Source organism: Pseudomonas sp. LB3P14, from assembly GCF_054898045.1.
The window spans coordinates 3693571-3713178 of sequence record NZ_CM142714.1 but is presented as its reverse complement, the minus strand read 5'-3'; the positions used below and the strand labels follow the sequence as shown (position 1 = coordinate 3713178).

Annotated in this window: 14 protein-coding genes and 1 pseudogene; 4 read left to right on the top strand and 11 right to left on the bottom strand. The window is 53.9% G+C overall.

The annotated features are described in order from the left end of the window. Positions 1-2: 2 nt before the first annotated feature. The 8 genes and pseudogenes from ACYZT5_RS17220 to ACYZT5_RS17185 form a co-directional block, all read right to left on the bottom strand. Positions 3-1895 (bottom strand): hypothetical protein, encoded by a 1893-nt coding sequence (locus ACYZT5_RS17220; RefSeq protein ID WP_462052115.1) that lies wholly within the window; start codon positions 1893-1895, stop codon positions 3-5. Then, a complete protein-coding gene (locus ACYZT5_RS17215; protein ID WP_462052114.1) occupies positions 1888-2568 on the bottom strand; it encodes a TnsA endonuclease N-terminal domain-containing protein in 681 nt (226 codons plus the stop codon). Before ACYZT5_RS17215 ends, ACYZT5_RS17220 begins: the two co-directional genes overlap by 8 nt. A 411-nt stretch (positions 2569-2979) precedes the next feature. Next, positions 2980-3366, bottom strand: coding sequence for a hypothetical protein (locus tag ACYZT5_RS17210; RefSeq protein ID WP_462052113.1), 387 nt, complete (start codon positions 3364-3366; stop codon positions 2980-2982). A 327-nt stretch (positions 3367-3693) separates the two neighbouring features. Further along, entirely contained in the window at positions 3694-3945 is a 252-nt protein-coding gene (locus ACYZT5_RS17205; RefSeq protein ID WP_462052112.1) for a hypothetical protein, read from the bottom strand. A gap of 11 nt (positions 3946-3956) precedes the next feature. Further along, positions 3957-5087 carry a hypothetical protein gene (locus ACYZT5_RS17200; RefSeq protein ID WP_462052111.1) on the bottom strand — a complete coding sequence of 377 codons (1131 nt, stop codon included), beginning with the start codon at positions 5085-5087 and terminating at the stop codon, positions 3957-3959. Positions 5088-5234: 147 nt separating this feature from the next. Then, a pseudogene (locus ACYZT5_RS17195) lies at positions 5235-7608 on the bottom strand (TOTE conflict system archaeo-eukaryotic primase domain-containing protein). Positions 7609-7961: 353 nt separating this feature from the next. Continuing rightward, on the bottom strand, positions 7962-8711 hold the full coding sequence (locus tag ACYZT5_RS17190; protein ID WP_462052110.1) for an SIR2 family NAD-dependent protein deacylase: 750 nt from the start codon (positions 8709-8711) through the stop codon (positions 7962-7964). 20 nt (positions 8712-8731) lie between these two features. After that, on the bottom strand, positions 8732-9739 hold the full coding sequence (locus tag ACYZT5_RS17185) for a helix-turn-helix transcriptional regulator (protein ID WP_462052109.1): 1008 nt from the start codon (positions 9737-9739) through the stop codon (positions 8732-8734). 331 nt (positions 9740-10070) lie between these two features. Here ACYZT5_RS17185 and ACYZT5_RS17180 point away from each other — a divergent pair, with 331 nt between their 5' ends. The 4 genes from ACYZT5_RS17180 (at position 10071) to ACYZT5_RS17165 (ending at position 14587) form a co-directional block, all read left to right on the top strand. Next, positions 10071-10676: a hypothetical protein gene (locus tag ACYZT5_RS17180; protein WP_462052108.1), complete on the top strand. Its 606-nt coding sequence runs from the start codon at positions 10071-10073 to the stop codon at positions 10674-10676. 266 nt (positions 10677-10942) lie between these two features. Next, positions 10943-12094: an ABC-three component system protein gene (locus ACYZT5_RS17175; RefSeq protein WP_462052107.1), complete on the top strand. Its 1152-nt coding sequence runs from the start codon at positions 10943-10945 to the stop codon at positions 12092-12094. Next, positions 12084-12602, top strand: coding sequence for a three component ABC system middle component (locus ACYZT5_RS17170; RefSeq protein WP_462052106.1), 519 nt, complete (start codon positions 12084-12086; stop codon positions 12600-12602). Before ACYZT5_RS17175 ends, ACYZT5_RS17170 begins: the two co-directional genes overlap by 11 nt. After that, positions 12602-14587, top strand: coding sequence for a DUF3732 domain-containing protein (locus ACYZT5_RS17165; RefSeq protein ID WP_462052105.1), 1986 nt, complete (start codon positions 12602-12604; stop codon positions 14585-14587). Before ACYZT5_RS17170 ends, ACYZT5_RS17165 begins: the two co-directional genes overlap by 1 nt. A gap of 411 nt (positions 14588-14998) precedes the next feature. On the opposite strand, the gene ACYZT5_RS17160 is transcribed toward ACYZT5_RS17165, so the two are convergent. From ACYZT5_RS17160 to ACYZT5_RS17150, 3 genes are all read right to left on the bottom strand, one after another. After that, positions 14999-15751 carry a hypothetical protein gene (locus ACYZT5_RS17160; RefSeq protein ID WP_462052104.1) on the bottom strand — a complete coding sequence of 251 codons (753 nt, stop codon included), beginning with the start codon at positions 15749-15751 and terminating at the stop codon, positions 14999-15001. Between the two features lie 425 nt (positions 15752-16176). Beyond that, positions 16177-18303, bottom strand: coding sequence for an AAA family ATPase (locus tag ACYZT5_RS17155; protein WP_462052103.1), 2127 nt, complete (start codon positions 18301-18303; stop codon positions 16177-16179). Positions 18304-18488: 185 nt separating this feature from the next. After that, complete coding sequence (locus ACYZT5_RS17150) at positions 18489-19538, bottom strand: helix-turn-helix transcriptional regulator (protein WP_462052102.1); 1050 nt, start codon at positions 19536-19538, stop codon at positions 18489-18491. Positions 19539-19608: the final 70 nt, after the last annotated feature.

The window sequence follows — 19608 nt, the reverse complement described above, 5'->3', positions numbered from 1 at the left end:
ATTTACTCTAATGTAAAAGATTCTAGGTCATCATCGATCTCTGCGATGGATTGATCCATAATGAAATTTGAGGGAGGGTGGGCAGCTGTATTAGGATCAGTTTGTAACTGGCCAATGTCTTTTTTGGGTTCTGAAACTCGGGTTGATTTGTGGGAGCGTCCTTTTTTTTGAGATTTTCCGTGTTGTAGCTCGCTCAGTGAAAGATAGATTTCCGCAAGTGCACGCGCAGCCTTTGTTTTGTTAAAGGCTTCGCCTTGCTTGTCTACCGCCGCGCAAGCCAGTTGATGTTCATAGAGGGTAAGACCATTCTGATAATCAGGGTCTACAGCGTCGGCCTGAACCATAATCCCCGGTTCCTGGGGAATGGATAGCCACACGGTAGATAAATCAGATTCATCGAAATGCACGAGTGGTTTACATCCGAGTTTACGGGCCTTGGCGTCCAACCGTGGCAGTCCAGGGCCGTACCAACTGAGGTGGAGCATTTTTACCCTTCCGTTGGAAATTGCTCGCGCCTTAGTCTTTCGGCAGGTGATATCCAACTGCTGAAGCGAATAAGTATCGGGAGGCAGTTCGCCTTCTAATGCCTTGGCAAACACCACCGCCGGTGCTGTGCGGATCCCTTCATGAGGGCGCTGGTGGTAATATTCCTCCAGCCAACGCTCAAACAGCGACCTCACGTCCTCTACAGTCAAACAGGCATGACGTTCAGCGTCGTAATCACGTCTGGCCGTCGGGTTTGATTTGGTCGTCCCCTTCATAAAATGGACAAGTCCCATATTCAGGGTCGAGAAAAAACGTTCGATGAATCCTTTTTGATTGGGCTTGGCTGGGGGCAGCGGCAATACTTTGGAGCCGTAACTGCTGAAGAAGTTGAAGAAGGAGTCGTTGAGGAACTCGCCTCCATTATCGATGTAATAAACCTCTCCCTTCCCAGCAATAGGGTTCGTACTGACGAGCGACATTTTTAGGGCTTTCATCGTTTTAGCCGCACACGGCGGGGTCATAGACAACTCCCACCCGATGATCATCCTGCTTCTGCATTCCATGAATGCGGTCAGATAGGGTCTTCCTCGGACGTTCCCGTCGTCATCTACAACGATCACGTCCATCATTTGGGTATCCGCTTCGATCCGTTGAAACAGATGCTTGGGTTTCTGGATACTTCTGCCGTAACTGTTTTTCTTTTCCGCGTAGGCGCGACCTTCACGCAGCACGTCACATTTAAAGGGATCAATGCTTGCGAGCATGCGGTAGAACGTAGCCCTTGAGGGCAGCGCAATTTGGTCGTGAACGGACCGGTGCTCATTATCTTTATGGATTTGATTAATGAGCAGATTAAACACCAGTTGTCCGCTGGGTCTTTCCCGGATCAAATAGTGTTCATCAATGATGTTATGCACCATCTCATGTGTTTGATCGCTTAGCTGTTTACCGCGCGCCAGGCGGTGATGTTTGTTTTTGATGAGTGCCAGAGGGCTATCGCCACCTTGCCGATACTTTTTAGTCCAAGCATACAAAGTAGAATAGCTCGGCGGTGATGGGTCATTGTGTTCCCGCGCATGGTCCACAATAAATGCGTGGGTCGCTTCGCGAGGCAAGGTATTGCCAAGCGCATTAAGGGCGCTGACGACGTACGCGACTTTTCGATCATGAGTCGCTCGCTCCGCCTGACTCATGTTCAGGAGAATCGGGGCCTTGGATATATCGATGGGCGCGCATTGGGATCTGACCAAGTCACCTTTGCGAATCAGATCATCCACTTGGAGGTGGGTGAACGACATCTGACGCTGACTGGAGACGCCTGCCAGTTGGACACGCTTCAGGTCGGTAGCAACCACCTCAAACTCTGCCCCGTTCAGGCGGTAACGTTCATTCGTAGTGACTTTATGCATGGGGTAGGTCCGCTACCAAGCCATACGTAATTCGCGAGTCAAGGGTGAATGGCAGGTGGTCCAGATTGGTCGAAATCAATCGGGTAAACACACACCTGGCGATGGACTTCATGGACGGTGGAGACGGCCTGGACAACAGCGTGCGAAGGGTCATGCCGCTTGGCGCGCCTTTCAGACTGTCGAGTGCGTACGCGACCTCGACGTCGGTGACCAAGTGCAGGCGGTTGTACAGATTTTGGAGATTTCTTAGCTTGGGTTGGACACGAATATCTCGCTCCGTGACCAAGGCAAAACTGTATCCGTGCTGTGCTGCAATTCGTTTGAATTCGTCGATTTTTCGAAGATAACCCGCATCCTCGAAGATGTGGTCTGGCTTGACCTCAATGTACCGAATCTCGCCCGTGTCGTAGGTGATCTGAAAGTCGGGTGTGTAGCGGGTGGGAACGCCTTCGAGTGCAAACGAGAAGGTGCCGGGCTGCGGAGCGTATTCGACAACGTTTTCTGCGTATTCGAGCCAGATGCAAAAATCAGCTTCGAGTTCGCTTTCGCACACCACCACCTTGCGATTTTTTAGCGATGGGAAATGCACGATGTGTTTGCCGTACTTTCCCTTTTTAAGGGTACGACTGGGCTCGACTGTCCGACTGTTTTCGAAGGCGCTGAGTGGCTTCATGAGGGGTGTCCTGGAATGGATTTTCACCCAGCATAGAAATTCTTTTTCAGCAAGTCTAGATCGTGTTTTGTAGGTAATGTCAATGGTATTGACAAAGTGGTTTAAATTAATGTTTGCTGAGTTGACAGTCTTTTAGAATCAATGAGTTAGGATGCTATTTCGGCAATTAAATGTCTCGAAAACAAATGTCAATTTCGTCATAAATTCAGACGAACGGTAGTATTTCGTGCCGTGGGAAGACTCATTTTTCCCGCGTTCATAACCCTTAGGTCGTGAGACTGGCGTGGAGGCCGTGCTTAGGGTGAGGCAGAGAAAGGCAGGGACGGCCAGAGGCATGCGCAATCGCGCACTGGCGACGCCATGCCAAGAGTCGCAATGACCGGACGTGGCGTGATGGGCTAGGCCCGATGGCTAGAACAGGTAACGGCGCCTTGCCAGCGTTCCAATCCAAGGGGCGGCGAGGAACGCGATCACCAGGCTCACGGACAGCCAGACAACAAACAGGGGCGGTAATGGGAGGAAGACGCTAGTCAGGCCATGCGTGCTGAGATACCCATTTAACGTTGCGAGCAGCGGCTCGTAGAAGCCTTGGGCCAGGTAGTGGCTGACCCATGCCAGGCTGTACAACACGCCCGAACACAGGGCGCCCATCAACAGGCCTAACCACAGGCAATGGAGCAGGTGCGCGGAGGAGCGACGCCCGCCAAACCACGGGAGTTTAAAATTCAACTGGTCGTACACCGAAAACCCTGTGGTCAAAATCAGCAGTGTCCATAAGGTCAGCAGGGTGGTCAGCATTGTTCGTCGCTCCGGTGTGGCGTCTCTATGACCAGCATGGTGTCCACTCTGGACGGGGTCAAGAGTCGACATGAGCGATCCTGTGGCAAACAGGTCGGGCGCTGGCAGAGGGGTTGATGCTGGGGGCCGGTGATGGGGGGCGCGAAGGCTCATTCGATGGGCCGTTCTCCCCCGAGACCTCGCGACCACTTTTCCTGGGCGCAGGCGAGAGGGATGACCGATCACGCTGGGGGCATACAGCCAAGAAGAGCACCACTTAAGAGGGGGCGCGTGCAACGGGGTTTGTCTGCCGCTCAACCTCATGGCGTCATGCCCTGACGCTCGGGGCTAGCTGAGCGGTCGGTATCGCCGAGACGGGCCAAATTGCGCCGCGATGGCCTGGCAGCGCACACGGGTGCGTTCATCCACGGCGGCTTTTTGCTCCTCATCCAGGGCGGCGTACCACCGCTTCCACGCTAGCAGCGCTTCGCTTTTCTCCGTCTGATGCTGGGCCTTTAACGCCATCAACTGGCGGAACGTGTGGCCGTTCTTGTGGCCATTCTTATTGGTGCGGGGCGAGTCTGTTGGCAAGTCGGTCATGGGGCTGCTCGCTAAAAAGGGACCTTGATCTCTTCGTCCAGTATATCCACGACCTCGGGGAGCAGAGGATCCAGCCACGCGGCTTTGGCACGGCCCCACTGGATAAATGCCTGCTGATCCGCTACCGACCCGCGTGCATCCAGCGTTTGCTCCAGCGCATCCAGATATTCACGTATCGCCTGTGCACGTCGCCAATTGTGCGCGTCCGTTTCAAGCTGACCCAGTCGTTGCCTTTCGCTGTCCTGCAAGCGCTTGCGTTCCAAGGCCGCCTCACGCCGCTGCTGGCGTTGGGCATCGATGACGGCCTGACGTTCAGCGTTGACTAAGGATTCGACCGCCTTGGTCGCCATCTGCTCCAACAGTTTGTTGAGTTGTGCCTCGACGGGTAACCGATCCGAGTCCATCACCTTGCCGGCGTACCCCTCGTTGATCAGGACTTGAAGGCGACCGGTGGGGACATAGTGCGACGTGGGCCAATAGCTCCCAGCGCCCTTGGCCTGGTCCGCCAGCTGCTTAGCGGTGGGCGTGTAGGTGGCTTTGGTGCAGGCCTCAAAGAGCCGCAGGTGGTAACGCCTGCCGAGCATGCAGATGTCCACGTCGTGTTGGCCCTGCTCAACCGGGTATCCTCGGGCCTCGAACGCTTTGAGCAGCACGTCGGCGATTTTTAAGGCGCGTGCTTGCTGCGCTGGCGACACCGAAATGCTCAGCGCGGGACGTCGTGTGCTGGGCATCTCGCGTTGATCAATCACCGGCTTTTTCAGCGATTGCTGCGCCGCGACGACCAGCGGATGCCAGTGGCGGATGTGGTCAGGGACGACGATGTGATTGGCCGGGTCGCGCTCGAAAACCAGTAGCACGGCCAGCCGCTCATCCATCGGCTGTGGCGCCGGCGGTACAGGCGGTGCGGTGGTGCGAAACAGGTGCATCGGGTGCCCGATGTATTCCCGCAGCGTTGGACGTGGCGCAACCGGCTTGCCGGCTTTGAGCCGGGTCCAATAACCTCGGGGTGGCGTGGGGATCTGAAGGCGGCGACAGAGTTTCTGAAGCCCCACGTCGGACAGTTGGTAACGCGGCGCGACCACCGTGACGGCGTCCGTCCACACCTCATCGAGCAGCTTGGCCCGGTCGTACTTTTCGAGCATCGGCGCAGTCCTCCGTCAGCAGGGCGAACCCTTGTCGCAAACCGTATCATGGGCGCCGGATTTCTCGCCGCGCCGCCTGTTTGAGCCCGTGGCCCAGTGGACGGTGTCCCTTTGGCGCATAGTGCCCGGGGGACATCCCCACACAGGCTAGAGCAGTGCCATCGTGGCCGACGCATCGTTCAGCCGATACCCCATCGCCTTGTAGCCGGCCTTGCGCTTTTCCCACATCCGCAGCAAGGCGACCTGGCCCTCGTCCACGAAGTCGATCACCTGGATGTCGGCCTTGGCGGCGTGCGCTCGATGCAGGCGCCCGGCGTATTGCTGAAGGATGCCTCGCCAGGAAATGGGCATGGCCAGCACCAGGGTGTCCAGCGGTGGGTGGTCAAAGCCCTCGCCGATGAGCGTACCGGTGGCCAGGAGCACCCGAGGGGCGGCTTCGGGCAAAGATTCCAAGGCGCTGATCAGCGACGTCCGCTGTTTCTTGGGCAGGCGGCCATGCAGGGTAAACAGATTCGCGACCTGCTCCCTGAGCGCGACGTCTAGCGTCTCCACATGCTCGGTGCGTTGGGTCAGTACCAGTACCTTTCGGCCTTGCCGGTAAGCCTGCACCACCGCAGAAACGATGGTGGCCGTGCGTTGTGCATCAGCGGCCAGTCGCCTGAATACCTCCTGGATGCCCGCACCCTCGGGGACGAGGATTGGGCCGGACAGCATGCGAGGGCTCACGGACAAGTCGTGAGGGGCGCTGGCCGGGCGCGCGGCGGTATGGCGGATCGGTCCGCACTGCATGAAAATGATGGGCTGCTGCCCATCGCGGCGGATCGGGGTCGCCGTCAGCCCCAGCACGTAACGCGCGGGCGAACTGCGCAACAGGGCTTCGAAAGACACCGCCGACAGGTGATGGCATTCGTCGATGATGATCTGCCCGTAATTTTTCACGAGGTCACTGATCTCGCCCTGGCGCGACAGCGATTGCATGACGGCGATATCGATCTGGCCGGTGAGCTTGGGCTTGCCGCCGCCCAAGGTGCCGACGACTTCTTTGCCGACGCCGAGGAACGCCTGCAAGCGTTCTTGCCACTGCCGGAGCAGCTCGGTCCGGTGCACCAACACCAAGGTGTTCACACGCCGCCTGGCAATCAGCGCGGCGGCACTCACGGTTTTACCGAACGCTGTCGGCGCGCAGAGGATACCGGTGTCATGCGCTTGCATGGCGGTGACGGCCGTTTCCTGGTCAGGACGCAGCGTGCCGAGGAAACTGACATCCAACGGATGGCCCGCGAAACGCTCGTCTTCCACCAATGGCGTGATCTGGTACTGCGCCAGCAACGCCTGCACCGCGTCCCAGCAGCCACGGGGCAAGGCAATATGTTGGGGGAAATTCTGTGCGCAGCCAATCACCCTGGGTTTGTTCCACACCGACAGGCGTAGGGCCTGCGCTTTATAAAACTCGGGATTCTGGAAACGCCGCGAGGCGGATCAATTGGTTGACCAAGGGTTGAGGCAGCTGGGCTTTTTCGAAGTAGATCAGATTCGCCAGGGTGATGCTCAGGGTGGCCGGCATCGGGCCGTTGAGCTTTTGTGATCGAGGCGAGGGGGCTTTCCATGGCTGGGCACCTTCGTCTTCATCAACGTAGGCAATGGCGACGGGGTCGCGGTTGCCCATGGCCTGAGTAATGACGGGGTGGAGGCGCTCGGGGTTCATGCGTTGGAGGGTGGCGAGGAACGCCCACTGATCGGCATAGGGCTCCAGCGCATCGTCGACAAACACGCTGTGATGCTGGGCCCTGGCGCGTTTTTGCAGCGGCAAGGCGATCAAGTTGCCAAAGCCGCCTTTGGGCAGGGTGTCCTGGTTGGGAAACAACCGGTCGTAGGAACTGAGCGACAATTGCCGCGTGCGTTCACAGGCATGACTGATGATGGCCGCGCCGAGACGGCGCGCATCGCTGGCCAGCACCTTGTCCTCGAAGAAGATCCAGGCATGCGCGCCGTTGCCCGAGCGGGAGACTTCCAAGGCGACCGGTACGCCCAGCGTATGGCAGGACTCTGCGAACGCACGGGCATCGTCGCGCCATTCGGCCTCGTCGAAGTCGGCGGCCAGAAAGTAGCAGGTATCGTCCTTCAGCAGGGGATAGACACCGACGACAACTGCGCCCGCCAGATGGCGAAAGATGACGTCGTCGGTCACGGCCAGCAGTTGGCGCTGGTGGCAGTCGGCGCATTTAATCCTGGGTTTCTCGCAGATCCCCGGACGCCACTCATTCGCGCAGGCGGGCGCATAACCGGACTTGCCGCTGTTGCTTTCCCAGCGCAGCGGGTAGATGTCGGTACGGCCTCTGAACAAGCTCCGAAAGAGGGCGACCTTGCTGCGGGTGTCCAGGGCGGACGACGGATCAACGGGCGCCAGGGGGATCAGCACAGGTTCGACAGGCGGTTGCCAATCGATGCCGTGCGCGTCGAGCAAGGCAATCAAACGCGCGTTCTCCGCCTGGAGTGTCGCCAACAACTGGGTGTCGGTCACCGCATCGAGCCTCGGTGTTGGGGAATGGCCTGTGGGGTTAGGCTATCAGTCGGCGGGGGGCGGGATCAAACACAGGGCCGGGTGCGGGCCGGTGGCCGCGCCACGCCGGGGCAGTCGTCCGGCGGTTTAACCGAAGCCGTGTTATGCGCACAGTGGTTCGACTCCCCCGATACATTGCGGGTCCGTAAACCAGATTGAGCGTAAACCGGCGTCGTTTACGGCAAATCAGGTTTACGCAACCCGGCGGCTGATTCAGATCCTGCCGTTGTGTCAGCATGAAGAGGCTGCGGGTTTGGTGGCGTTAGCCACTGCCCTCGCCCTAACGTCACTGCCAATGCCGATGCCTACTCAGGTTAACCAAATGCTTCGTGTAGTAACTCTGGCAGCACCTTGGCGGCTGGTCCCGCGACGCTAAACTCCCGCTCATGCCGCGTCTGAGTAGGTTGCACATTCACATGCAACACAATCGCGCCGCGTTCTAACGCCATTTGCGGAATTGTAGCGGCAGGCTGCACCACCCCAGAGGTGCCAACGGACAACAACAGGTCGCATTCGCTGACGGCGGCGATTGCGGCGCGCCATGCCGCCTCGGGCAAAGACTCGCCAAACCAGACGACACCCGGCCGTATCTTCCCGTTGCAGCGTAAGCATCGCGGAGGTTCGAGGCAGCGACCCGCTTCGGGCTCGTCCAGCATGCCGGTGCTTAAGGTGTAAGGGCGCGCGCAGGCGAAGCACCGAGGGGTGTTTAAGCTCCCATGTAAGTGAACAATGTTGTGACTACCACCACGCTCATGTAGATCGTCGACGTTTTGGGTCACGACGGTGAGGTTGGGAACGTGCCTAGCCAGTTCTGCAATAGCCAGATGGGCTGCATTGGGGTGTGCGTGCAAGACTTTCGACCGGCGCCACTCGTACCAGCCCCAGACCAGCGCAGGATCTTTGCGAAAGGCGCGCGACGTCGCCAGCTCGGCTGGGTCAAAGCGTTCCCAGAGGCCGCTCAGAGCATCGCGAAAAGTTGGAATGCCACTCTCAGCCGATATCCCCGCGCCGGTAAACACCACGACGTGCCGAGCATTGCGAAAGTGTTGCGCATCAAACCCCATAGTTGTCTCCTGTTTGTCGGCTAGCGATAAAGCTCAAGGCCGCGCCCAAGTCGTTCGATAATCCGCTGGCGCAAGACCAGTGGTGCCTGAATGACAATGGAGCCCGTGTGGGACAGGATCCACCACTCCAGTTCCCAGCTGTTTTGAACGGTGGCCAGCAACAAAGCGCCATCCTCTTCTGGGCACAGGCGCATATCGGTGGACAGCGGCGTCTCCCGGAGCAACCGGGCGAGGCCGGGGGAGACCCATGCCTTGAGTTCAATGGGGCATTGCTCATCACCAAACTGCATAGCGCCGGTGGAGATGTAGGTTTGCAAATCGAAACCGGCGGGCAACAGTGAGGTCACTGGTAGTCGCTCGACTTGTCTTAATCGGTGGACTGCGAACTGACGGACATCTTCATACGGGTCGGCCGTTGCAATCACATAAGTTACTGTCCCTCTTTGCACCAGACCGAGCGGATTGAGGGTCAGTTGACTGGTCTTGTCTCGATGGGCGGAGTAATAGCTGCACCTGACTTTTTGCTGGTCCAGCAAGGCGTACTGGATGTTCTCCAGACACTGAGCCTCCACCTCTGGCGCCTGCAAAGTGATTGCCGGTTGTACGCTGGCGACCTTGGTCGGCCAGCTTGCAGCGGAGTTGCGTCCTTCCAGCGCCGCAAGCTTGCGTTCAGCCTGCTGGAACCTAGGCGCAAGCGCGGCGAGCATGTAACTAGGGATCAATGGTCGCAGACTCTCTTCAGCAAGCCGCAACGTCAGCGCATCGCTCAGGCTGATTGCCGTTAACTCCAAGCTGGTGGGGGGCGTCCAGGTCCAACCGAATGGCACGCTCTTCTCATTGCGTTGCAGTGCAAATATGCTGGATAGCTCATCCAGATCGCGCTCGACCGTGCGCTTGGTCGTTGGGTGACCAGCGTCCGCGAGTCGCTGCCGCAGCTCACTGCTGCTGGCTCCGCTCCCCTGTTGGGGCAGCAACTTCAGTAGCTGCCACTGACGGCTCAAGGTTTCACGGCTTTTGTTGGCGGGCAAAGAAGGATCCTCAGTAGATGGCCATCAATCATGCATCAATGTTCGAAGTGCACGCGATAGTTGCCTCTGTCTCGCTTAGCATGATCGATCTGAGACGCGACGAAATAGGTCGGCTGCGGCGTATTTCGTCATGGCCGTTACGGGAATGCATTCGCCAGGGCCATCACGTTTGACTTAGTGCCCTGGGGATCATGAAGGGCGTGCGGCTAAAGAAACACTAGCTGCTAGCCGATATGCGCTTGGTGCAGTTGATAATGCTGTGACTCTTTTCGCTCGCCCAAGCCACGCTTGGGAGCTGACGCGCGGATTCTGTCCCACGCATGAGTGGAACGTGAGTCCAGGCGTTGGCGAGAGTCGCCGGCGCAAGTTCTGCGAAACTTTTTGGAGTTGCACCTCCAATGTTGATGATTGGGATCTTGTTCTTATGAGCGGTACGAATTTCGGCGCAGCTTGGCCTGATTACTTTGATCTGATTGCGGACATTCAATGGACGCCACCCATTGCTCATGCAGACCTGTTTAAACAACCGATACAGGAGGACCAAACGGCTTATTTTTATGCCATCGTCTCCCAAGTCGATACTCGTTGGGTTACGCATTACATTGGCATGACGCACCGTCAAGCAGTGTCGGTACGCAACCAACAGCGCGATCATCGTGAGCGGTTAGCCCGACTGCAAGCAGCGCACCCTGGGCATACATTTATGCTCACGCTGGGGTCCCCGATATTCGAGAGAGGACGCCCGTCTCTCCAGAACATTTCAGCGATTGAAGGGCTGTTGATTTATGCCCACTGGCATGACGAAATGGAAAATCGGTCCAAGATTCAACGCATAGCATCTCGCAAGCACATCCATATTCGGAACACTGGGTGGAATGCTCATTTGAAGCCCGAAGTGGCAGTCGGAGTCTTTTGTGCGAAATTGCACTCCACTTGAACACCCGGTTGCATTCGACCTGACCAGTCATTTGCATTCTTTCTGACCACCAATTGCACCGGATTTTACCCTCACGCTTGTAACCAAGATCGGCAGAGAACGGCCAAAAGCTGCCCCTCAGGTAGTCTAAAAAATCAGGGGGTGATTCAGTTTCTTTTCGTACAGAACCTCGAAGCCCCAACTCGATGAGATAACACGTGACGAGAAAAGCATCCTGACGCAAAATGCAAGCCAGATGCCATCATAGGGACGACGAGGTAGTCACGGTGAGCGAGAATGCCCCCGGCCAGCTATTAGGCTTCACAATCCAATTTCCCAGGGCCCTTTGCCACCTTCTCAGTTGTACGCAGGGAAGTGTCGTCTGCATTGAGGTTCATGGCGATGTCGCGACCATTCATTGCGATGGTTCTATGTCTGCCGAAGAGGACAAGTCTTCGGTCAACAGCAATCCAGTGACGGACAAATCAAGCGACCTTTGGAAGACTTTATCGAATTGGATCAACGCAATTAACTCTGGCGAGCTTGACGTTGAGACAACAAAGTTCATTTTGTATAGGAACAAGTCGGGCAGATCAGGCATCGCGGAAGATTTCCACGCGGCGAGTTCGCCTCAAGAGATTTCGAAAGCCATAGATGACGCTGTCGACAAACTGAGTGATATCGACAAAGATCACATCGCTTGGCCGTATTACAATAACGCGGTGAACGAACAAAGAGATATCCTCGAAAAAATAATAGCCAACTTTACTATGGAGACAGGAAGTGGAAATGGCTTTGCGGAGGTAGAGATGCTTCTACAAAACCTTCACCTTCCGGAAAAATCAATTGGAGAAGTGGCGACTCATCTGGGGGGATGGATCCTTAGAAGGGTGACAGAAAAAATAAGCCAGAAAGAAGATGCAAGAATAAGCTGGGATGATTTTCACCTGGCTTTTTTAACACTATTTGATCAAGCAAGGCGACTTGAGCTAATTGACTTCACATTAGAAACGCCACCTTCAAGGGACCAAATAAGCTTCCAGATAGCGCTTCGGCCTGTTTATCTCCAGCAAGCAGAGCTGATCGGATGTGACCACGACGACCTTTTGGAGGCTGTAACTGATTTCTTGAAGGCAAAAACCAATAGAGATCGCTGGATCGAAGCAGAACTACTGGATGAAAACTTGGCAGCAGAGTTTGAAACCAAACTTCATAGATATTGGAAAGCCACTAAAAATTCATTAGGGATCATACAAAAGTCCCTTGCGCCGGAAGACAGGGGAAGGCTTTTATACAATGATTGCCAAGTCCGCAAGGAGACTATTAGGAATGGCGATCTGCCAGATTCAACAGTGGCAGGTACCTATCATGCTCTTGCAAACGGATCAAGACTTGGTTGGCATGACGACTGGGAGTCGAGATTAAAAAATGGAAAATAATCCAGACAGCCTATTGGCAGAAGAAGTACGCGAGTGGAACACCCCATTACTCAGCGCTTATCTACTATGGGAATTTACATCTGGCTATAAAGAAACTCATCCAGAAAATGCGTCGCCGGTAGGGATTCTCCACTTTATAGCTCTAGCATTACTGACGAACCCAAATCTTTGCAGGTTTGTAAGTAACAGACGGAGCAGTTTGCAATCTTATGCGCTGGGCATAGAAGAAAATAAACTGACAGACCAACTGCTTTCCTTGCAGGAGAGGATAAGCCAGCGCAAGCTGCACACCCTGGCCGCAATAGATGCCGCTATAAAAGCTGGTCTGCTTGTGTGGGACTCTGAAACAGCCATAATTCACCCAGTTGAAATAATTAAAAAGCCAAACCATGGAAAAAACCTGAAAGCTACCGTAAAGAGCTTTGGAGCGAAAGCTCGCATATTGGGAGGCTGGTTTTCCTCTCACGACACATTTGCCATTGCCAATTATTTGCGAGTGACGCTGTAATGAATTTTCAAATTATACGTTTGATAATTTGGCCAAAAGATGGCCGGCACGCCCCTCAGATCATTAAGTTTGAAAAGGGGAAGGTTAACGTAATTACTGGTGGCTCACGCACCGGAAAGTCCGCAATTATTCCAATAATTGACTATTGTCTAGCATCATCTGAATGCCAGATCCCAATCGATACTATTCGCGATCACTCTGCTTGGTATGGCATAGTCGTCGAGACAGAAGAAGAGCAAATTTTACTTGCTCGAAGTGGCCCTGTAGGTCGAGAAGCATCAAGGGACTTCTATGTGGAGCGCGGCGCGGCGCTCACAATTCCAAATGAGATACTTGAATCCAACGAGTCTATCGATGGCGTAAAGTTAATTCTCAATACAATATCTGGCGCGCCTTATTTAAGGCTTTCCGCACCGGAAGACAACCGGCCATTTCAAGAAAGACTCAGCTTTCGAGATGTAACCACTTTAGTCTTTCAAAGCCAGGACGTGGTCGCGAGCCAAAACATACTTTTCTATAAAACTCACGCATACGAACATAGAGAAAAGCTTAAAAACTGGTTTCCTTATATTCTAGGTGCTGAAAATCTTGAAACACTGACTGCCCGTCATCGACTTGCGGCTGTTCAAGCAAGACTGATACAGTTGAAACGGGAGGATGAGCGTGCGAAAAAAGTTTCGCAAACTTGGCTGGACAACATGATCAGCCAGGTTGAAGTTGCGAAATTATATGGATTGATTTCTGAAGATTTGGTTGCGCCAACGGATCCTGAGATCCTGATTCAGACAGCAAATATAATTCTTGAAACCGAACTAGAATACCCTAAGACAACCACCAAGGCGATTGAACAGGCAAATGAATCCATCGCTGCCTTGGAAAAACAAGAAGACGAAATTAGTGATGAGATTGGCCTTGTAAAGAGAAGGCTCAGAGACTTAACGCGCTTAAAGGAAAGCTTCGTCTCCTATGGTCAGAGCACCAAAAAAAGAGCTGATCGCCTACACATTTCGCAATGGCTCAAAGATATCTCTTCAAAAGACTCAGCATGTCCCGTTTGCGGTGAAAAGGGCCACATTGACTCTACTGCTGAGCTTAGTAAGATAGCGTCTGCGTTTGAAAAGGCAGAGCACGAAGCCAAGAAGACAAAGACGATACCAAATACGTTTATTCGGGAAGAGGAAACGCTCAAGCGTCAACTTGATACTGCCTTGGAGAAACGCTCAGGATTAGCAGGAAGACTTGACTTAAGAGTGGCAAAGAGCAAAAACCTTTCAGAGCAATTTGCCAGAAGAAAAAACATGTTCCTCTTCTTAGGGCACCTGCGCGCCTCCTTAACCACTTTCGAGAGCCTCTTCAATAAGAATGAAGCAGGTAAAGAAATTGAAAATCTGGAACGAGAGGAAGTCGAGCTTAAACTGAAGGTAACACCTGGATCCGTTGAGAAGAGAACTGAAGCAGCACTTATCTTAATCGAACAGAAAACTCTTGCACGACTTCAGTCTCTAGATGCTGAAAGCAAATACAAGCAGAGGCCGCCGAAGTTCTCTGTTAGAGATTTAAGCCTCAAAGTACTGAGCAATGATGCTGACTGGCATTTCTTGTCTGAGGTAGGGAGTGCGTCCAACTGGCTTTCATTTCACGTTGCCTTTATTTGTGCTCTGCATGAGTTTCTAAATGAATTAGAAGAATCCTGCGTTCCGAGTTTCGCTGTATTCGACCAGCCCAGCCAAGTATATTTTCCCAAAACAAGAATAGCTAAATCGCAAGCCGACGATGAAGATCGTAATTACTTGGATGAAGATGTTGATGCGGTACAGGGTATTTTTAAAACACTATCCAATTCAGTTCAAGCAATGAAAGGGAAGTGGCAATGCATTGTCCTCGACCATGCAGGTAAGGACATCTATGACGGCATTGAGAACGTGCACGAAGTAGACGTTTGGCGAGGCGGAAAAAAATTGATCCCACTACACTGGATAGAGTAATTATTGGTCGCCAATCTTTCTAATATGTATAGCTAGCTGATCAAATAAAAAACCAAGAACGGCCACCCAGTGAGTGTTTTTCTATTGGCCGAAAGCAGTCCTTAGGAACGTCCACTTCTGGCCGATTTCTGCCGGTGCTGACCGGCAGCTTCACGACTGGCAGCAATCGGCCGATTGTGCTGAAAAAGTCGACGATGGTTTCTACGGCATAAAAGTACGCGCTTGAGTTTGAAATCTTTACTTTGAGCAGAGGATTCTGGGCTCAGATTTCGCGTAGCAGCGCGCAAAAAAGGCTTTTTCAGCGATCAGTGTGCAGGCAGTCTGGAAGGACCGACTTTTTCAACAGTATCGGCCCGAAGCAGTCGGTCGATTGATTAGATTGGGACGGTTATGCGGGCCGACTAATAGAGTTCACCCGCCCGCTCCGCCACCGCGCAACTGCTCCAGCAAAAACCGACGCGCTGCACGAGAAGGTGCGCTGATGCTGCTCGGGTGCTGGATTCGAAAGCATTGAATGCGCTGGTGAAGCTTGAACCGCCACAGTTGGCTAAGCGGAATCCCCTGCTCGCAGAAGTCACCCAACTCAGTACATACACTCAATTCGCCCTTGTGGGGGAAATAACCTTGGCGGAACTTCGCACTGCTGGCGCCGCTAGCGAAAATAATGATATCGGGCTGCAAAATTTCTAATTGGGCTTTGAGCAATCGCTCAGAAACTTCCAATAACTTTGCAAAGTGCTTCCAACGCATTGGAGACTTTTTGTCCCAGGCAAAGCTGAACAAATTTGCCCACGCGATGCCTTGCGTACCGTGATCCTCGGCCAAGTCGCGCAGCAGGTTGAAAAAACTCTCACCTCGGTCTCTGGGTTCAAATATGTACCTGGCGAGGTGATCTTGCTGTGTGGCCATCGCTTTGCAGATGTAAGCTTCCAGGCTCTCGAATTTGTCATCGCCTTTCAGCACATCCCAACGGCGGGTTTCACGCCCGACCACCAAAATTTTATGCGGTGCGCAATGGTATGCAACCGAGGTGCCCGGCAGAAAAAGGCCAGAGAGCTTTGCGTATTCCACATCGTGGGATCGGCTACGGTCGAGCCAGTGCTGCGGCAGGCCTATCAGTACATCGCGGTAGGCATTGGCCAAGATTTGTTGCGTGCTATCCATTGCGTGGTTTCCTGAATGAGGTCGCCTTGATAGCAAAAAGAGAGCAGGCGTTCAACTCGTGTTGGCTACATGCAAAACGACATGGCATCAGCCCCCGGTTGTACTCAGCAAACCACCGTCAGCGATGCGCACCTGTGCAACGAGAGTTGAATCTCACCGATCCCCCTCTCTGCTGAGCATGGTATATCCGAGTCCAGCCTTCAATCTTCACGGCAGACTTCACTGTCCGCATGGGGTCGTTCTCTTCCGGTCATGGCCATGAAGCGTGCTGGTCAAATCCGATGCAAATGACTGGGTAAGTCGGTGCAATTATCCATTTTGCAGAGATTTCCGTTTAAGCGTCATTTGAACCACTCTGTGAAGTATGTGCTTCTAGCTTTTCCGGTGCCGTGTACGGTTGTATTCCCCCAAATCTTGAAGGGGGGTCAATGGATGAAGCCTATCGGGCGCGAATGGCCTCTTTCCTTGAGGCGGCACTCTGCGTGTAGAGCCTCCAGTAGCTCGTTGGCATCCTTGAAAGATTTGAATTGGGCACGCCGGGAAATCATCGCAAAGTCGCCAGGGGTCAGACGATTAAGGCGACCCAGGGAAGGCATCAGCTCCGCCGGGGCAGGTGTCAATTTCAGCTGTTGAAGGTGATGACTGAACAATTCCATCGCCTGTTCGGGGCGAAGAAAGTCGAAGCATATTTTGAGGTCGAAGCGCCGTAGAGAGGCGTCGTCGAGATCATCCATCAAATTGGTTGAGGCAATAAATAACCCCTGATAACTTTCCATCTGCGTGAGCATCTCGTTTACGGCCGTGATCTCCCAATTGTGTTGAGCTTTACGTCGGTCGCGAAGGAAACTGTCAACCTCATCAAGCATCAGTACCGCGTCTTCCTCCCTGGCCTGCTGGAAGGCTTGAGCCAGATTGCGCTCGGTCTCTCCCACATAAGGGCCAATCAAATCTGAAGCACGTTTTACGAGCAGCGGCTTTTCCAACTCGCGGGCGAGCCATTGGCCAAAGGCGGTTTTGCCGGTGCCGGGTGGGCCGTAGAAGCACAGGCGCGCCTCACTATGTTGGCGTAGTCCGTCCAGCAAGGTTTCCAATGGCATGTCAGCGTTGACTAGGTGTGGCGAATAGAACTCAGGTAATCGTTGTGCTTGGCTGCGCTCAAGCTTATTAAAGCCTTGAGCGTGGAGAGTGGCATCCACGAGTTGTTCAACCGTTGTGTCTAGTGCCGGGCCTTCGGGCGATTCAGCCAGCGTTTTGGCAATATTCAGGGCACGTGTGATAACAGCGGGTGTAGCCTGTTCGTGGCCAGCCAATTTGGTGATCAGATGATCGCTCAGAAGATCACCTCCGTTCTGGTAGATAATCAGCTCACGCTGTGCCTTAGGTGGGTTCCCAAGTTCCAATACCATATCGAAACGGCGTAGGTAAGCACGGTCCAAAGCCTGAATTTTGTTGGTCAGCCAGAAGCAGGGTAACGGGTTCTCCTCCAGCACTCGATTGATCCAGTTTTTTTGTTGGCCGCTTGCATGCTCCCATTGCGACGTAGCATTGCCTTCATTGAACAGATCTTCTATTTCGTCCAATACCAGCAAGGCGCGTTGTTCACGCAGGACTCGCATTGCTGAGCGTAAGGCGCGGAGCCTGCCATATCGATTAATAGGATCACCGTCGCAGTCTGTACAGGCGACCTCATACAGATCCACTTCTAGTTCCTTGGCCAGCAGCCGTGCCAGTTGGCTTTTTCCGGTACCCGGCGGACCATAGACTAGGATGTTGACCCCGGGTCTTCTCGTTGCCAAGGCATGGCGTAGATAGGGCCGAGCAACCGCCAAGGCCGGTTTGATATGCCGGTAATCGTCATGCCCGAGATGGCCAGGCAGTGCCTTGCGGAATGCATTCGAGAACAGCTCGACAGGTGTTCCTTTCTGATAGCGCAAGGGGGAGAGGATGCTGCTGTTATCGGCGTTTAGGATGTCACCCATTCGACGGTAGCGGCCGCTGTAAGTGGCGACGTCAAGTAGTCCGCTCGACACCAATAAACCTTTTTTTGCCAAGCGCTGGCGTATGGCTTCACGAGGAGCATCGAGCAAATGCGCGAGTATCACCAGGGCCCGGTTGAAGCTTATTTCCTCTAGCAGACAACAGGCATCTTCGAGCAGCCCATCGGTGTGGAGTAATGCACAGAAGCCGAGAAGTCGCTGTTCCAAATCATCAAGGCCGATCAGGCACCCTAATTGTGTGAGGTTGTCTTTCAACGGATCTGGGTATTCAGCAGTGAGATGCTGTTGTTTGAGTTGCTGGCGTTGTTGCTTTAACAAGCGCATTGCGCGTTGACGAAAACTGCTTTGACGGTCTGGTGCCTCGTCACTACGTTCGTCGAGTAGGGCGTTAAGGCCCAAGTATCGAGCGATGGCGTCGTCGTTGAAGCCATGATCGTTAATGAGGCGCTGATGTCCGCCGAGATCAAGGATCAGGGCAAACATCCAGAGTTTGGTCAATGGACAGGTATCACCCTCTGGGGAGTTCAAATGACAGCTGGAAACCAAGGGAAACATATAACCTCCTGAGCGCAGTGAGCAAGGAGGCAGGATTGACTGCTGGAACGACCAAATATGTCGCGATGAAGCGACGTAGCTCAGTATGGTGCGCCTGTACTTACAAGCACTGGTGGATGCCTAATACGAAGCTACTCGGTGGCAATGTATGGCTGGATTGAGGGGGCTGGTCCTGTTGCTACAGCTCAATAGGCAGGAGGCGTTTTATTGTCTTGGTAAAGCGCCGCCATTTTTTGGATTTCCGCGTAGATTTCAACTCTCAGTTCCGAGGGGCTGAGCACCTCAACGCTCGGTCCTTGGCTCAGGATCCAAAGCCGTAAACCTTGACTCAAGTGCACTGCACAACTCAAGTGCCAGCGCCCTGCGTCATAGGCTCGTAATTTTTGGTCTGAGCTGAGCGAGTTTTCGCTGAGACGCTGAAACATATTTTCATCGACCAGCAACTCTAGCTGGATGGGATGTTCGTCCTCCAGCCCAATTAGGCTCTTCAGTGAACTGGTATTACGGATGTCGTAATCAGCGGGTACTTGAGCCGGTTCAAAACCCGCCGTTTCAGCGGAATTGAAACGGTGCACCGGCCAGGCATAGGGAGTGGCCCGGTCTCTGCCGTCAACGATGAGCGATAGGTAGATGTTGGCGTCCTGAAAGGACAGTCCCAAAGGGGTTAACCGATAGGGCTTGGGGTGCAGCGCGCCGCGTGGTTGATAGAGTACATCCAGCTTGTTCCCTTCCAGCAATGCTTCTTGAATGGTTTGAAAGACCTGAGGGTCTATCAATCCTGGCTGTAAATTTTGGAAGCGGGAGTTGCTGATCACCTTCTTCGTCCAATCATGCAACCGGTGGGAGTGTTTGTTCAGAATGGCCTGAGCATGCTCGTACAGTTCCTGAAGATTCCCTCCAAGTGTACGACTGAGATATGGGCGCGCATGTTCGATGACCATGATCAAATTCATCGCGTCCGTTGGCTTGAGTACGAACCTCGACAATTCTTTATCGGCCCAATACACATACTCACGCCCCTCTTTTCTTCTCTTAATGCCGTATCTTTTATCGTCGATCAGCGCTTTAAGGTTGCGTTGAATCGTCCGGTCATCAACCGCCACATCCTGCGCCCTCAGCCGTTGTTGGAACTGCGCCACGCGCAGTCCAGTGGCCGTTGTATTACCGCGCGCCGTCGGGATCATGGCCAAGAGCAGCTCCAGACGAAATTTTTCTTCCAGCCGTTTTCCTGACATGTGAATGCTCTCTAAATGGCGACACAATTTGTCGTTCAGAGGGTGGATGATTCGTCTTGAGAAATCAATG

Coding starts and splice junctions, on each gene's coding strand:
- ACYZT5_RS17220 (WP_462052115.1), bottom strand. CDS start 1,895: ATGCATAAAGTCACTACGAATGAACGTTACCGCCTGAACGGGGCAGAG.
- ACYZT5_RS17215 (WP_462052114.1), bottom strand. CDS start 2,568: ATGAAGCCACTCAGCGCCTTCGAAAACAGTCGGACAGTCGAGCCCAGT.
- ACYZT5_RS17210 (WP_462052113.1), bottom strand. CDS start 3,366: ATGCTGACCACCCTGCTGACCTTATGGACACTGCTGATTTTGACCACA.
- ACYZT5_RS17205 (WP_462052112.1), bottom strand. CDS start 3,945: ATGACCGACTTGCCAACAGACTCGCCCCGCACCAATAAGAATGGCCAC.
- ACYZT5_RS17200 (WP_462052111.1), bottom strand. CDS start 5,087: ATGCTCGAAAAGTACGACCGGGCCAAGCTGCTCGATGAGGTGTGGACG.
- ACYZT5_RS17190 (WP_462052110.1), bottom strand. CDS start 8,711: ATGGGGTTTGATGCGCAACACTTTCGCAATGCTCGGCACGTCGTGGTG.
- ACYZT5_RS17170 (WP_462052106.1), top strand. CDS start 12,084: ATGGAAAATAATCCAGACAGCCTATTGGCAGAAGAAGTACGCGAGTGG.
- ACYZT5_RS17165 (WP_462052105.1), top strand. CDS start 12,602: ATGAATTTTCAAATTATACGTTTGATAATTTGGCCAAAAGATGGCCGG.
- ACYZT5_RS17160 (WP_462052104.1), bottom strand. CDS start 15,751: ATGGATAGCACGCAACAAATCTTGGCCAATGCCTACCGCGATGTACTG.
- ACYZT5_RS17155 (WP_462052103.1), bottom strand. CDS start 18,303: ATGTTTCCCTTGGTTTCCAGCTGTCATTTGAACTCCCCAGAGGGTGAT.
- ACYZT5_RS17150 (WP_462052102.1), bottom strand. CDS start 19,538: ATGTCAGGAAAACGGCTGGAAGAAAAATTTCGTCTGGAGCTGCTCTTG.